General features: G+C 71.3%; 13 protein-coding genes. 1 reads left to right on the top strand and 12 read right to left on the bottom strand.

What is annotated here, in order from left to right:
• Positions 1 to 72: 72 nt before the first annotated feature.
• From VLY81_RS02780 to VLY81_RS02725, 12 genes are all read right to left on the bottom strand, one after another.
• A complete protein-coding gene (locus tag VLY81_RS02780; RefSeq protein ID WP_324669506.1) occupies positions 73 to 1,029 on the bottom strand; it encodes a DUF8754 domain-containing protein in 957 nt (318 codons plus the stop codon).
• Entirely contained in the window at positions 1,026 to 1,568 is a 543-nt protein-coding gene (locus tag VLY81_RS02775; RefSeq protein WP_324669505.1) for a helix-turn-helix domain-containing protein, read from the bottom strand. The genes VLY81_RS02780 and VLY81_RS02775 overlap by 4 nt, the downstream gene beginning before the upstream one ends.
• Positions 1,569 to 1,723: 155 nt before the next feature.
• On the bottom strand, positions 1,724 to 1,996 hold the full coding sequence (rpmE, locus tag VLY81_RS02770; protein WP_405001276.1) for a 50S ribosomal protein L31: 273 nt from the start codon (positions 1,994 to 1,996) through the stop codon (positions 1,724 to 1,726).
• Between the two features lie 95 nt (positions 1,997 to 2,091).
• Complete coding sequence (locus VLY81_RS02765; protein WP_324669504.1) at positions 2,092 to 3,147, bottom strand: M23 family metallopeptidase; 1,056 nt, start codon at positions 3,145 to 3,147, stop codon at positions 2,092 to 2,094.
• 208 nt (positions 3,148 to 3,355) lie between these two features.
• Complete coding sequence (gene rho, locus VLY81_RS02760) at positions 3,356 to 4,624, bottom strand: transcription termination factor Rho (protein WP_324669503.1); 1,269 nt, start codon at positions 4,622 to 4,624, stop codon at positions 3,356 to 3,358.
• Between the two features lie 116 nt (positions 4,625 to 4,740).
• Complete coding sequence (locus VLY81_RS02755; protein ID WP_324670320.1) at positions 4,741 to 5,223, bottom strand: bifunctional nuclease family protein; 483 nt, start codon at positions 5,221 to 5,223, stop codon at positions 4,741 to 4,743.
• A gap of 177 nt (positions 5,224 to 5,400) precedes the next feature.
• A complete protein-coding gene (gene pyrG, locus VLY81_RS02750) occupies positions 5,401 to 7,086 on the bottom strand; it encodes a CTP synthase (RefSeq protein ID WP_324669502.1) in 1,686 nt (561 codons plus the stop codon).
• Positions 7,083 to 7,808: a DUF624 domain-containing protein gene (locus tag VLY81_RS02745; protein ID WP_324669501.1), complete on the bottom strand. Its 726-nt coding sequence runs from the start codon at positions 7,806 to 7,808 to the stop codon at positions 7,083 to 7,085. The genes pyrG and VLY81_RS02745 overlap by 4 nt, the downstream gene beginning before the upstream one ends.
• A 25-nt stretch (positions 7,809 to 7,833) precedes the next feature.
• Positions 7,834 to 9,564, bottom strand: a complete 1,731-nt coding sequence (argS, locus tag VLY81_RS02740) for an arginine--tRNA ligase (protein WP_324669500.1) — start codon at positions 9,562 to 9,564, stop codon at positions 7,834 to 7,836.
• 26 nt (positions 9,565 to 9,590) lie between these two features.
• A complete protein-coding gene (gene speB / locus VLY81_RS02735) occupies positions 9,591 to 10,523 on the bottom strand; it encodes an agmatinase (protein ID WP_324669498.1) in 933 nt (310 codons plus the stop codon).
• Complete coding sequence (gene speE, locus VLY81_RS02730) at positions 10,520 to 11,389, bottom strand: polyamine aminopropyltransferase (RefSeq protein ID WP_324669497.1); 870 nt, start codon at positions 11,387 to 11,389, stop codon at positions 10,520 to 10,522. Before speE ends, speB begins: the two co-directional genes overlap by 4 nt.
• 8 nt (positions 11,390 to 11,397) lie before the next feature.
• Entirely contained in the window at positions 11,398 to 11,856 is a 459-nt protein-coding gene (locus VLY81_RS02725) for a pyruvoyl-dependent arginine decarboxylase (protein WP_324669496.1), read from the bottom strand.
• 304 nt (positions 11,857 to 12,160) lie between these two features.
• Here VLY81_RS02725 and VLY81_RS02720 point away from each other — a divergent pair, with 304 nt between their 5' ends.
• Complete coding sequence (locus tag VLY81_RS02720; RefSeq protein WP_324669495.1) at positions 12,161 to 14,170, top strand: hypothetical protein; 2,010 nt, start codon at positions 12,161 to 12,163, stop codon at positions 14,168 to 14,170.
• The last annotated feature ends 642 nt before the right edge of the window (positions 14,171 to 14,812 follow it).

Raw genomic sequence — 14,812 nt, 5'->3', positions numbered from 1 at the left:
GCTCGTCGTACCTGCACGAGCAGCCCGCAGCAGCCGCGTGATCATAGCCACGCCGCCGCGAGCCTGTCAAGATCACGTCCAGGCGCCGTGCGGGCGCAACTCGGGTCGCAATCCCCACGCGCCCTGGGGGGCCAGCACCTCGATGCGGGGGTGCAGGCGGGCCTCCTGGATCAGGCGCAGGTAGTCCTGCCGGCTCAGCTCGGAGGGCCGCCGGCCGCTGACGGCCACCAGGGCCGCCTCCAGGACGTTGGTGCCGAATGAGCGCCCTCCCAGGTCAGGCGTCGTCGTGCACAGCACCCCGACGCCCCGCCGCCGCAGCTCCTCGACGTCGCCGGGAGTCACCGTGTTGGTGATGACCACCTTGCCGCGCAGATCCTGGGGCATGTAGCGGCGGATGGCGTGGAAGTCGCCCACGATGATCTCGGCCCACCGGTAGAAGCGCCCGTGGCGCGGCACGATGACCTCCTGCTTCTTGCCCGTCGGATAGAAGAGCTGGAAGGGCAGCTTGGTGATGACGGGCGCCAGCAGGCGCGCCAGCACCTGGAGCTGGCGCAGCGATCGCAGGGGGACGGGCACGCCCAGCCCGAAGATGAGATCCCCGAAGATGACATCGGCCCCGGCAGCGGCCAGGGCCTCTGCCATGCCGAAGCGATCCACGGCCAGCACCATCAGGGTGCGGCGCCCTGCGAAGGACCAGCCGGCCTCGCGGATGAGGTACTCCACCACCCATCGCTCCAGGGTGTCCTTGAGGCCGCCTCCGTCGACCACCGGCGTCTGACGGGCAGCCGACGCCAGCCGCACGGCGTCGCGGAAGGCCCATCGCCGGTCGCCAGCCCGGATGTACAGGTCGATGCCCCCGAGTCCGATGGCGTCCACCTTGCCGTCCAGCTCCCGGATGAGGGCCATGGCGCGCCGCATGTCGCCGTCGGTGCCGATGCGCTCCACCACCACCCGCTGGCCGGCCAGCTCGGTCTCCCACCGATGGTCGCGCCTGGACGAGCCCAGGCTTACGCTCACCACCCGCTTCACCGGGACCTCACCCCGCTCACGATGGCCGCGATGCGCTCGGGCTCGACGTACACGTCTGCGGCGATGGGCGAGGGGCCCAGCGTGACCCCGATGACACGATCGCTGCCCAGGATGGCCTCCACCAGGCGGATCCGCATCTCGGACCCCAAGAAGACGACACGATCGAAGTGGCTCAGACGCGACAGGATCTCCATCAGTTCGTTGAAGAGCTGGTCGCCGGGGCGCTCCCTGGCGTAGCGCCAGCGCTCCTCGTTGGTCATCAACCAGACCCACTCGGCCCCCGCCTCTTGGGCCGCTCGCCCCAGCTCCTGGGGGTTTTGCACCGGAAAGCCGACGACCGCCACCCGGGCGCCCCGACGCACCTCGCCCAGGGTCTCGAGGCGGGAGACGAAGCTGCGGTCCACGCCGAAGGCCTGCGCCACCTCCTGCTGGGAGGCGCCCCTGGCGCGCATCTCCAGCATGCGGTCGATGGCTCTCGCCAGCCGCTCCCTCGAGACCAGCTTCTCACCGATCCGCAACAGGTCCGCCGACTCGGCCACCGTCCACGCTCCGCTCGTGCACGTCTTTGTGCACACCCACCGCCATGATACCACGACATCCCCGCTCGATCCAAATGGAAGGGCCGGGGTCTCCCCCGGCCCGCCGACTGCGCTGCCGACGCCACGGCGACGACCGCCGCGGCCCCATCGGACCCCTATCGGCCCGTGCGTCGCGAGCGCCCGGTCCTGGCCCGAGCCGCGGCACGCCGGGCCGCCTGCACCTGCTTGGCCTGCTCCACCTGGCGCTGGAAGCGCTCGATGCGGCCACCCGACGTCACCACCGTCTGCCGGGTGCCCGTGTAGAACGGATGGCAGGCCGAGCAGACCTCGACGCGGATGTTTTGCCGGGTCGAGCCGGTCACGAACGTGTTGCCGCAGGCGCACGTGACCGTCGTCAGGTAGTACTCGGGATGGACGCCCTGCTTCATGGCTCCGTCAGCTCCCTGCCCAGACACCGAGCCTCTGGTGGACCCGGCGCACGCAGGCCATTATACCATCGGGCCCGATCCGCGCAAAGGCCACCTCAGCGCAGATACGGCAACGGGTCAACGGCTCGCCCCCGATAGCGGATCTCGAAGTGCACGTGCGGGCCGGTGGAGTTGCCCGTGTTGCCGCTGTACGCCACGATCTGCCCGCGTGCCACCCGTTGCCCCACGCGCACCACCAGGCGGGAGTTGTGAGCGTACCGTGTGACGACCCCCGACCCGTGGTCGATGCTGATCAGGTACCCGTAGCCGCCTCCCCATCCGGCGAAGACCACCCGGCCGGGGGCCGCCGCCCGCACCGGGGTGCCGGTCGGCACCGCGATGTCGACGCCCTCGTGCTGGCGTCCCCAGCGCCAGCCGAACCGCGACGATATCCGCCCGCGCACGGGCCACGAGAACGCCCGTTGGAGTCGCCCGCCCACCACCAGCCGGTCCAGGACGGGCCCCGTGGCACCCGGGATGATCAGGCGCGTCGAGGGCAGCAGCACGTCGGGCGAGGCCAGCCCGTTGGCCTCCTGGATGGCCTGCATGCTGACGCCGTAGATCCGGCTGATCTCCCAGAGCGTCTCGCCACGCTGGACCGTGTGCACGACGCCGGGGACGCTGGGCACCTCCAGCACCTGGCCTGGACGGATGTAGTCGACGTCGTACAGGCCGTTGGCCGTGGCGATGGCGTTGACGTCGGTGCGGTACTGGCGGGCGATGTCCCAAAGGGTCTCCCCCTGGCGGACCCGGTGGGTGTAGAACCGCACGGGCACCGATTGGCCGGCCGGCTGGGTGCCACCTTCGTCGGGGGCAGCATCCTCGCGGGGCAGCTCGGCTGCCTCCGCCGGGGGCTGGGGTGCCGGCCCGGCGGACCGGTCCGTGGCGTCGAGGCCCTCGAGCAGCCCCCTTTCGCCCAAGCCTTCCACCTCGGCCAGCAGGGCGGCCACGTCTCGCTCGCCGGCCAGGCCTCCTTCCGGCATGGCAGGCCACAGACGGCGCAGCAACGGGACACCCTGCCGCGTGGCCTCGCTGGCCACCTCGCCGGAGTCCTCGACGTCGGCCTCGCGAGGAGCACCCTGCATCCAGCCGGCCACCCCGGCTGCCACCACCAGAAGCCCGGCGACGGCCTTCCTCAGCGAAACCGAGATCCGGCCCTGCCCCTCCTTGCCGTGGGCGGAGCCCTCACGGGAGGCCGGCCCCGGCCAGTGGGCCTCCGTCCCTTCGCCCGAGGTGTCGCTGGATTGTGCCGGCGGAGTCGCCGCTGGCGGCACCGGTCCGCCTACCCCCCTCGCCCCCCAGCCGCCCCGCCGGCCGGGCTCAGGCCCGGACGTTCTCCGCGAAGGTCGACTTGAGGATGAGATCGCAGAACTCCTGGTTGCTCTTGGTGTGCAGCAGCCGGTCGATGAGCAGGTCCGTGGTCTCGGCGGTCCCAAGGGAGCTCAGGGCCTTGCGCAGGATGAACATGGTGTCCTGCTCCCGATCGGACAGCAGCAGCTCCTCGTTGCGGGTGCCGGACCGGTAGATGTCGATGGCGGGGAAGATCCGCCGCTCCGCGAGGCGCCGGTCCAGGTGCACCTCCATGTTGCCCGTACCCTTGAACTCCTCGTAGATCACCTCGTCCATGCGGCTGCCGGTGTCGACCAGGGCGGTGGCCAGGATGGTCAGGCTCCCGCCCTCCTCCAACTTGCGGGCGGCCCCGAAGAAGCGCTTGGGCTTGTGAAGCGCCGCCGGGTCGACACCGCCCGAGAGCGTGCGCCCGCTCGGCGGCACCACCAGATTGTTGGCCCGGGCCAGGCGCGTCAGGCTGTCGAGCAGCAGCACCACGTCCCGCCCGTGCTCCACCAGGCGCTTGGCCCGCTCCAGCACCAGGTCCGCCACCCGGACGTGATTCTCCGGCGGCAGGTCGAACGTCGAGGCCACCACCTCGCCGTCCACCGAGCGTCGCATGTCGGTGACCTCCTCGGGCCGCTCGTCTACCAGCAGCACGATGAGGTCGATCTCCGGGTGGTTGACGCTTATGCTGTTGGCGATTTTCTTGAGAACCGTCGTCTTTCCTGCCTTGGGCGGGGAGACGATGAGCCCTCGCTGGCCCTTGCCGAGCGGCGAGATGATGTCCATGAGCCGCATGGCGATCTCCTTGGGGCCCACCTCGAGCTTGATGCGCTCCTGCGGGTAGACGGGGGTGAGGTCGTCGAAGAGAGGCCGGTTGAGGGCCCGGTCGGGGTCGAGCATGTTGACGGCGACGACCTTGAGCAGCGCGTGATAGCGCTCGCTGTCCTTGGGAGGCCGCACCTGTCCGAGGACCGAGTCCCCGGTGCGGAGGCTGAACCGACGGATCTGGGAGGGCGAGACGTAGACGTCGTTGGGACCCGGCGTGTAGCCCGCCACCCGCAGGAAGCCGTACCCGTCCGGCAGGATCTCCAGGATGCCGTCGACCAGCGTCAGGCCTTCTTTCTCCGTCTCGGCTCGCAGGATCTCCCGGATCAGGTCCCGCTTGCGCAGCTTGGTGTAGCCCGTCACCCCCAACCCCTTGGCCAGCTCGTGGAGCTCCGTGTTGCTCTTGGCCTGAAGTTCGGCAATGGTCACCTGTCGCTCGCTCCCGTCAGCACAGAGAGTCGCGCGCCCGCACCGGGCGCCCGAAGATGCCAGGAGAGACGGACCCCGCGCTCGCCTCGGAGATCCGATTCGGCCTCGACGCGGCGCTACTGGAGATGCTTCTGGAAGTCCTCCGGCGTCAGCTTTTCCAGGAACCGGCGGAACTCCTCCATCTCCTCGTCGTCGATGGGCTTGCTGGCGATGAGCGCCTTGGCTGCGACCTCTTCGGAGATGAAGATGGGGGCGTCCGTGCGAAGGGCCAGCGCGATGGCGTCGCTGGGACGCGCGTCGACATCGACGTGCCCGTCCTTGGTCCTGAGGTAGATGCGGGCATAGTAGGTCTCCTCGCGCAGCTCCGAGATGACGACCCGCTCCACCTTCGCGCCCAGGGTCTCCAGGAGATTCTTCATCAGGTCGTGGGTCAGGGGACGAGGGGGTCGGCTGCCCTCCAGAGCCAGGGTGATGGCCTGAGCCTCGGGCGGCCCGATGACGATGGGGATGAACCCCTTCTCGTCGCTGTCGGTGATGACCACCACGGGGACCATGGTATTTTGATCGATCCCGACGACCTTGACCTTCATGCGGAGCATGGCGCTCACCCCTCGGTCTCTTGCCGGATCAGAACGACACCACGCCCTACCCGGCCACAACGATGGGGATGGCTCGGAAGCCTCCATGCGTGAAGGTGCTCGTGAAGCAAGGCGGCAGGTACGACCCCGTGCATCCTCACCGGACGCCGTCTCGTCGCGCCCATTATATCAAGTCGCCTACCGGCTCACAAGGCGCAGGGAGGCTCCCCTGCGGTGCTCCATGGCCGCCCGCACGAATGCCCGGAACAGAGGGTGGGGACGCGTCGGTCGCGACCTCAGCTCCGGGTGAAACTGGCTGCCGATGAAGAAGGGATGCGCCTCCAGCTCCATCATCTCCACCAGGGCGCCATCGGGGGAGACCCCCGCCCACCGCACGCCGCAACGTTCCAGGAGTTGCCGGTACGCGTTGTTGATCTCGTAGCGATGCCGGTGTCGCTCATGGATCAGGTCGGCCTGGTAGATGGCCCGGCTCAGGCTCCCCGGTGCCAGGTGGCACGGGTAGAGTCCCAGCCGCATCGTGCCGCCCTTCTCCGAGACGCCCCGCTGGTCGGGCAGGAGGTCGACGACGGGATGCGGCGTCTGCGGGTCGAACTCCGTACTGTTGGCCCCCGCCAGACCACAGACGTGCCGCGCCACCTCGATGACGGCCACCTGCATGCCCAGGCAGAGTCCCAGGTAGGGAATCCCGTGCTCCCGCGCGTAGCGGGCCGCGCGGATCTTGCCCTCGATGCCTCGACTGCCGAAGCCTCCCGGTACCAGGATACCGTCCACCCCGGTGAAAGTTGCGTCCAGGTCGCTCCCGTCCTCTTCCAGCTGCTCCGCGTCGATCCACCGGATCTCCACGCCGGCGTCATTGGCGATCCCGCCGTGTCGGAGGGCCTCCACCACCGAGAGATAGGCATCGGGCAGGCTGACGTACTTGCCCACGATGGCCACCTGCACGTGGTGGCGGGGATGGCGGATGTGGTCCACCATCTCCTCCCACTCCGACATGTCCAGCGGATGGGTCGCCGGCAGCTTGAGGCGGTCGATGAGGATCTGATCCAGCCCCGCACGGGCGAAGGTGAGGGGCACGGCGTAGATGGTGTCGGCATCAGGATTGGGGATGACCGCTCGGGGCTCGACGTCGCAGAAGAGGGCGATCTTGGACTTGATGTCGTCGCCGAGGGGCTGCTCCGACCGGCAGATGATGGCGTCGGGGCTGATCCCGATGCTGCGAAGCTCGCGCACGCTGTGCTGGGTCGGCTTGGTCTTGAGCTCGCCCGTCGCGCGCAGGTACGGCACCAGGGTCACGTGGACATAGAAGCAGCTGTCCCGTCCCAGGTCGGAGCGCAGCTGGCGGATGGCCTCCAGGAAGGGCAGGCTCTCGATGTCTCCCACCGTGCCGCCCACTTCGACGATGACGACGTCGGCTGGCGGCTCGCCGCGCAGTCGCAGGATCCGCTGCTTGATCTCGTTGGTGACGTGCGGGATCACCTGGACCGTACCGCCCAGGAAGTCGCCCCGCCGCTCCTTGCCGATGACGGACCAGTAGATGGTGCCGGCCGTCACGTTGTGATCCCGCGAGAGGCTCTCGTCGACGAAGCGCTCGTAGTGCCCCAGATCCAGGTCCGTCTCCGCCCCGTCGTCGGTGACGAAGACCTCTCCGTGCTGCAACGGGCTCATCGTACCCGGGTCGATGTTGATGTAGGGGTCGAGCTTGGCGATGCTGACACGCAGCCCCCGGCTCTTGAGCAGCCGGCCGATGGAGGCCGTGGTGATCCCCTTGCCCAGGCTGGAGACGACGCCTCCCGTCACGAAGATGAAGCGGGTCGACCCCGTCCTCGTCGGCAGCGGGCTTCGTTCGCCGTCCGCCGTCTTCAACGCTGTTCTCCCGCCTTTCCATCCGCTTGGAGGGACCGGTAGCGGTCCAGGATGGCCTCCATGGCCGCCGTCACCAAGAACGCGCTCATCCCGCCGAAGAGCAGCAGCAACGGCGCTCCCAAGAGCGTACTGACGATGCCGAGCACGCCCAGGACCGCCACCACGATCCACGTCACGACCAGGTTGTCCAGCACGATGAGGGCCGCCTGCCGCAGCGCGGACCCGACGCCCTTGCCCAGCCACACCATCACGGCCGGCGCCCAGATCGTCACCGTCAACGCGAAGATGAGCAGCCAGACCCACATGCCCGCCAGCGCCCGCACCACCGCCGAGCCTGCCTGCAGGAAGAAGAGCAGGTCCGCCGCCAGCACCAGCAGGATGAGGCATCCGGCCGCGGCCAGGGCCGCCGCCTTGACGAAGTGGGTGCGAAAGGCGCGCCACAACCCGCGAAGCGCCGGCACCTCCTCGCCCTCGGCCAGCTGCCGGCTGACCGCGAGCAACGCGGTGAAGCCCGGCAGGGTCAGCAGGACGAGGGTGCCCAGGAAGGGGAGCAGCGTCACCAGCGACGGCACCTGGAGGGCGGCGGTGAGGGTGAGGATGGCCGGCGCCAGCCCGACGACGAAGTAGAGGGACGAGCCGACCAGCACCATCCCCAGGTAGTCGTAGCTGAGCCGGAATCCCCGCGCCAGCGCCCTGCCCGCGCGGGCCAGCGACTCACCCAAGATGCTCAGCCGGTGCCTCCCATCCTCACATCCGATCGGGCGCCGAGATGCCCAAGAGCCCCAGCGCATCGGCCAGCACCCGGCGGGTCGCCTCGGCCAGGGCCAGGCGAGCTCGTCGCGTGGAGGGGTCCGGGTCCAGCAGCCGGTACTCGTGGTAGAAGCTGTGAAAGGCCGACGCCAGCTGGTAGACGTACTGGACGATCCGCTGCGGCTCGCGGCGCAGGGCCGCGTCGCGCACCTCCTCGGCGTAGGCGGCCAGCGCCTTGAGCACGGCCTGCTCGTGAGGCGACTGCAGCGGAGCCAGCTGCTGCGCCGTCACCTCGCCGAGCGGCTCGACCCCCTCCGCCTCGGCCTGCCGGAAGACGCTGCAGATGCGGGCGTGCGCGTACTGCACGTAGTAGACGGGATTGTCCATGCTCTGCAGCGTGGCCAGATCGAGGTCGACCTCGACGGGACTCTCCGGACTGCGCTGGAGGAAGAAGTAGCGCGCCGCGTCGGCCCCGACCTCGTCCAGCAGCTCCGCCAGGGTGACGAACTCGCCCGCCCGCTTGGACATGCGGACGGCCTCGCCCCCCCTCACCAGGGAGACCAGTTGCAGGATGACGATCTCCAGGCGCTCCGGGGCGTAGCCCAGCGCCTGCATGGCGGCCTTCATCCGGGCCACGTAGCCGTGGTGATCGGGCCCCCAGATGTCGATGACGAGGTCGAAGCCCCGGCGGAACTTGTCGTCGTGGTAGGCGATGTCGCTGGCCAGGTAGGTCAGCGCACCGTCGCTCTTGACCACCACGCGGTCCTTGTCGTCGCCGAAGGCCGTCGAGCGCAGCCAGCGAGCGCCCTCGGCCTCGTAGAGGAACCCCCGGCGCTCCAGCTCCTGCAGCACCTGCTGGACGCGCCCCTGCTCGTGCAGGGCCCGCTCGCGGAACCACACGTCGAAGTGGACGCCGAAGGCCTCCAGATCCCCGCGCTGGCGCCCCAGCATGCGGTCGACGGCCGCGTCCCGCAGGCGCTCGAGGCGCTCCGCCGGGGCGACGCGGGCGAGGGTCGGCTCCTCCCGTAGGAGCTCCTCGGCGATCTCGCGTACGTACTCGCCCGGGTACCCATCCTCGGGGAAGAGGTGCGGCTCGCCCAGGATCTCCGCCATGCGTGCCGCCACCGACTCGGCGAAAAGTCTGGCCTGTCGGCCGGCGTCGTTGACGTAGTACTCCCGGGTCACGCGAAATCCCACGGCCTCCAAGAGGCGCGCCATCGCGTCGCCCACCGCGGCGGCACGCGCGTTGACGACGTTCATCGGGCCGGTGGGGTTGGCGCTGACGAACTCGATCTGGACACGACGCCCCTGGCCGATGTCGGGCACGCCCGAGCGCGGGCCGTCGCGCAGCAGGCTGGAGGCCACCTCCAACAGCCATCGCCCGTCGAGCCGCATGTTGACGAAGCCCGGCCCGGCCACCTCGACCGACGTGAGCTGCAGGGATGGCGGCAGGGGAGCCGCGCCGCCGCCGGCCCCGGCGAGGGAGCGCAGGCGCTCGGCCAGGGCCTCGGCGATGCGCCGGGGCGGCATGTGAAAGTGGCCGGCGGTCGCCATGGCCGCACCGCTCGCGAAGTCGCCGAAGGCCGGGTCCTTGGGCACCTCGATGGCCCGGGCCCGGTCCTCCCACTCGGCAGGCAACGGGCCTAGCCCCTGCTCCCGCGACAGCGCCTGCAGGCTCGCCACCACCGCGTCGCCCAGCGCTCGCTTGACGTCGAGTGCGCTGCGCAACGCGCGAGGCGACGGATGCGACGCGCTCAATCGTCTCGCCCCCGCGTCCCGACGGACGGGCCGGTCCTGACCGGCGCGACCAGGATCTCCCGGGTCAGCTTGGCCGCCAGCAAGGCCGTGACGTCGGAGGGATCCTTGGCCGGGCACACCTCCACCAGATCGACGGCCACAGGACCGGCCTGCGCCAGGCAAGCCACCGCCTCGATCACCTCGGAGGACGTGGGCCCCCCCGGCTCCGGCGTGCCGGTACCCGGGGCGAAAGCCGGGTCGGTCACGTCGATGTCGATGCTCAGGTAGAAAGGACGCCCCCCGAGCTCGCCGACCACACGGCGAGCGGCCTCCACCAGGCCGCCCGGGACCCGGAGCGTCCTGGCATGCGCGGCCCACTCGTCCGCCGTGCCCGAGCGCACCCCCAGCTGGACCAGCCTCCCGAGCGCGCCCGGGGAGGCCCCGCCGGCCAGCACCTCGGCCACCCGCCGCATCACCGTCGCATGGGAGAGGGGCTGGCCCAGGTAGTCGTCGCGCAGGTCCAGATGGGCGTCCAGCTGCACGATGATCAGATCCGGCCACCGCGCCGCCACCGCCCGCACGGCGCCCAGGGTCAGCAGGTGCTCGCCACCGAGGACGACGGGGCGCTTGCCCGCTTCGACCAGGTCGCCCACCGCCCGCTCGATGGCTGCCAGCGATGCCTCCACGTCCCCCCAGGGCAGGACCAGGTCGCCCGCATCGGCGACCATGGCATCCTCGATGGCCGCCCCCTGGCGGGGGCTGTACGACTCGAGCCCGTCCGAGACCTCCCGGATACGCCGGGGACCCTCCCGCGTGCCAGGCCGAAAGCTGGTGGTGTGGTCGAGAGGCGCTCCCACGATGACCTGAGCGGCCTCCTGGAGAGGCGCGTCGGCCCCCAGGAAGGGGGCCGTCCGCTGCCAGACCGCGGGCGACCCCGATGGGGCCGTCACCCCAACCCCTCCCCCGTCACCGCTGGCTCACGCTCCCCCTGCAGCAGCGCGTGCACGAAGGGCGGGAGCACGAAGGCCGCCCGGTGCACCTCCCGCGAGTAGTAGCGCAGGCCCGACGGCGTCCCGCCGGCCTCGCCTGCCGGCACGGATGGGTCGGGACCCAGCGACGCGGCCATGAAGCTCCACAACCCGCTCGGATAGGTGGGCACCGGCGCCAGGTAGAGGCGGGCGTTACCGAACGCCTGCCGCATGGCCACGTGGCATCGGGCGATGAGCTGCGGGTTGTAGAAGGGCGACTCCGTCTGCGCCACCATCAAGCCGCCGGGCCGCAGCGCCTGCCGGCAACTGGCGTAGAACGACTCGCCGAAGAGCCCCACCGCCTTGCCCACGGGCTCCGTCGAGTCGACCAGGATGACGTCGTAGGTGTCGGGATGCTCGGCTACGTGGGCGATGCCGTCGCCGATGGCCAGGCGCACCCTGGGATCGTCCAGGCAAGCCGCCGTCTCGGGGAAGTGCCGCTGACATACCTCGACCACTTCGGGGTCGATCTCGGCCAGCACCACCTCCTCGACCTCGGGGTGGCGCAGCACCTCCCGCACCGTGCCCCCGTCACCGCCGCCCACCACCAGCACCCGGCGGGCCTGTCCATGTGCGACGAGCGGGACGTGGGCCAGCATCTCGTGGTAGACGAACTCGTCGGCGACGGTGAGCTGGATCATGCCGTCCAGCACCAGCATCCGGCCCCAGGGCTCCGTCTCCAGGACCGCGAGGTGCTGATAGGCGGTCTGACGCACTTCCAGCGTGCGGACGACGCGGCAACTGAGGCCGACGGTGGGCAACTGCTTCTCCGTGAACCAGAGATCCATGGCGTCCCTCAGTCCCACAACGCGACGGCCGCCATGGCGCAGCCGATCCGCTCCACCCGGTGCTCCACCGCCCGCACGTGCAGCTGCCGGACAGCCAGGCCCCGGCCTCGCAGGGCCTCCTCCGCCATCTGCCGCACCCGGGACTCGGCCTCCTGCCGAGAGCACCGGCCCGAGAACTCCATGATGACCCCGAAGCCTTGCTCGCTGATGGCCACCGCGACGGCTGCCGCGATGAGCTCTCCCGGCGTATCGCTGACGATGCTGCCGTAGGCCGTCGGCGTCAGCGTCCCCGGCGGCAGGTCCAGGTAGTCGACCAGCCGGGCACCAGCGGGGAGAATGCTCGAGACCCGCACCAGGTTGAGGTTGCCCACGCCGGCCGCCAGCAGCGCGTTGTCGAACGCGTTGAGGGCCGTCTCCCCCTCGGCCGCCCCGGCTGCCAGCGTGAACTTGGTGGGAAGTGGCAGCATCGCTCTTGAGAAATGCCTCCCTCGATGAGGTGCCCGGCCGCCAGCCCTGCCGTGGCCCACTCAATCACGTGCGTAAGTATAGCGAGAGAGTCCGATGCATGGAAGCACCCGAAACGGGAGAGGGTACGACCGGGCAGACACGGACGTCGCCCGTGCACCGTGGGCCGGGTGGCTCATGGAGAGAGTCGCCCGGCCACCCTCGCACGACCCCGGACCCACCCGTCCCCCTGGCCCACCGGCAGTCCGAACCTTCAATGGTACAATAAGGCCGAGCACCTGGCGGACGAAGGTGGGGCCGTTGGGGATGGTGCGGCCGGCGTGCAGGGCGGCGCTCGCGGTCGCGGTGGCGGTCGGTTGGATGTCGGCCGTGGCCGTCTCGGCCGCGGGAGCAGCGCCAGCCTCCCGTCCCTCGCCCCTGGACGACCCCCCTCTGCGCCTCTCGTTGCGGCCGCTGTGGCCCGTCGACGGCGTCAGAGCTGCGTTCGTGCCGGTGCAGATCCGCCTCGAGTCGCGCGACCGCTTCACCGGTGACCTCCAGTTGCGCATGGTCGCCCGTGACGTCCTCGGAGGCATGCCGACGGTTGTCGAGTGGGAGGAGCCGCTGGACGTCCCGGCTCTGGGCCGGTGGACCACCTGGCTCTTGCTGCCCGCCGGCAGCTGGCAGGCGCTCGAGGCCTTCGCCGGCGCCGCGGGCGCCTCGCTGACGCCTGGCGGTGCGCCCAGGGGCCAGGCGGATCCGCCGGTGGCACTGGTCCTGACCAGAGCCGGCCAGGGGTGGGAGTGGCTCGGGCAGTGGGGGCCGGCTGGCGACTCCTCGCGGGACGACGAGGCCACCGCGCCCACGGCTCCCCTGCGGGTCGTCTACCTGACCTCGCCCGAAGACGCGCCCCCCTGGATGTCCGCCTATCGCGCCGCCCGCCTGGTGGTGGTCGCCGCCGACTTCCCCGTCGATCGGCTCTCCGCTGTGCAGCAGCGGGCGCTCGTGGGCTATGTGCGAGACGGTGGCGCCATGGTCCTGCCGGAGCGGCCCCCCGAAGCGTGGGCGGAGCTGGGGGCGCGCATCCAACGGCTCGCGACGGCAGCGGCCGCCGCCGACCCGCGGTGGCCGGTCCCTCGCCTCGTCCGGGTGCCCATGGAGACGCCCCACTCCGCCCGGGAGGCCATGAGCGCCGTGGCCGGCCGTCTGGGGCTCGCGCCGACCCACCCGCAGCCTGCACCAGGCACTCCGGCGCTCCCCCTGGCCACCGAGGACGCGTTGAGGGCCCGGCTCTTCGACGCCCTGGGCTCCTCGCCCGCTCCGACGCCTCCCCGATGGGCCGCTCTGGCGGCGCTGGCCTACGCTGCGGTGGTCTGGCAGTGGATGGCGGGCTTCGGGCGACTCCGGACGCCAGCCTGGCTCGTCGCCGGCGCGGTCATGCTGCTGGTCGCCGGCATCGGGGCGGTGGCGGGGGCGTCTGCCTTCCTCTCCCGGGTGGACCGGCCGAGGGCCTTGTTGCTGGTGCGTCCCGCGGGATTGACGGCGGGCTGGGCCGCCACCGGGCCGGCACAGGACGACCCGTTGCGCGTGGAGCTCTTGATGGTCTTCCCCGGTCTGTTGGAGAGCCACTGGGAGGTGCGATCTGCCCTCGACGGGGTGGCTCTGGCGCCGGGCCCCCTGCTCCCCTCCGACACGGGGCCGGGTGCCAGAGGCTTGCATGTCCGGCGGCTCGCGTCAGAGGTCGGCAGCCCGGCCTGGGCGGTCCGGCCCCTCGGCGAGGTGCGCCCGTCGGATGGCGACGGGCAGGCGGTGGCGGCGGCGCCGGCCTTCGCCGGGTGGCGGGCGGCCTTCTACTTAGATGCCGCCTTGGGCGACGTGCTGGCGCTGACGTCGTCGGGGAGGGGCGCGGTGGTGACCGCGTCGGGCGTGGTGCCGGTAGCGCCGGCAGCCGTGACGGCTGCCGGGCGGGTCGCATTCGTCGACGCGGGCATCGCCTCCCTGGTAGGCCAGGTGCAGCGGACAGGTCTCCCGCTGGGGCCCACCGTGCTGCGCGCGATGCTGGCCGAGGCGCTGGCGCCGGCGGCCCGCGTGGGCTCGAGTGGCCTTTCGCTGGCCGCTGCCCAGGTCGTGGCCGACGCCGTCGCGCTCGGTCCCGAGCCCACGTCGAGAGAGCAGAGCCGGCCCTGGATCGTGCTGTACGTCGACGAGACCTCGCGGCCCGTCGTGGAGGCTCGCCGCCCCGGGCAGCGGTGGCGCCCTGTGCCCACCGCCGCCTTGATCGTGAGCCGGGTGGAGCCTGCCGTCGCCGGGCCGCTGGAGGGGCGTTCGTCGTCATGATGGCCCTCGTCTGGTGGCGGCTGGGAGACGTGCTCATCCGACAGCGGAGCCGGGCGGCCGGGCTGGCCGGAGGGGTGGTGGCAGCGGCCGTCCTGGCCGCCCTGGCGTGGCCGGGCACTGCCGCTCTCGAGTCCCTGGGTCGTCTGGGCGTGTGGAGGGGCTGGTCGACGGTGACCCAACTGGGCGCCGCCCTGGCCGCGCTCTGGATGGGCGCCGCCTCTTCGGCCCCTGCCGATCCGGACGACCCCTCCGGGCTCATCGGGTGGGAGGACTGGCACCACTGGGGGGGCCTCTCGCCCGGCGCGGTGACCGGTGGCCTCCTCATGGCGGGGTGGACGGCGGGGGTCTCGGTCCTGGTGCTGTCCCTGCCGGCCGGCCTTTTCGCCGCTCGCGTCTCGGGTGCCGGCCCGGCCGAGATCGCCGGGACCCTGGCCGGGGCCCTCGCGGCCGCTGCCTCGGGAGCGGCATGGGGGAGCGCCCTGCTGGCGGCCCTTCCCGAGACGGTGCGACCTGCCGCAGGGGCAGCCCTCCTGGCCATCATCTGGGCCTCGGGCCACGCCGTCCCGGGGCCGGGGCCCTCCGGCCGGCCGTGGACGCCCGCCTCGAGCGCCACGGGATGGCGATCGCCCAGCCTGGGCTCGC

This window comes from Limnochorda sp. LNt (assembly GCF_035593265.1).
Classification (GTDB): domain Bacteria; phylum Bacillota; class Limnochordia; order Limnochordales; family Geochordaceae; genus Geochorda; species Geochorda subterranea.
The sequence above is the reverse complement of the archived record's forward strand: the minus strand, read 5'-3'. Positions and strand labels throughout refer to the sequence as shown.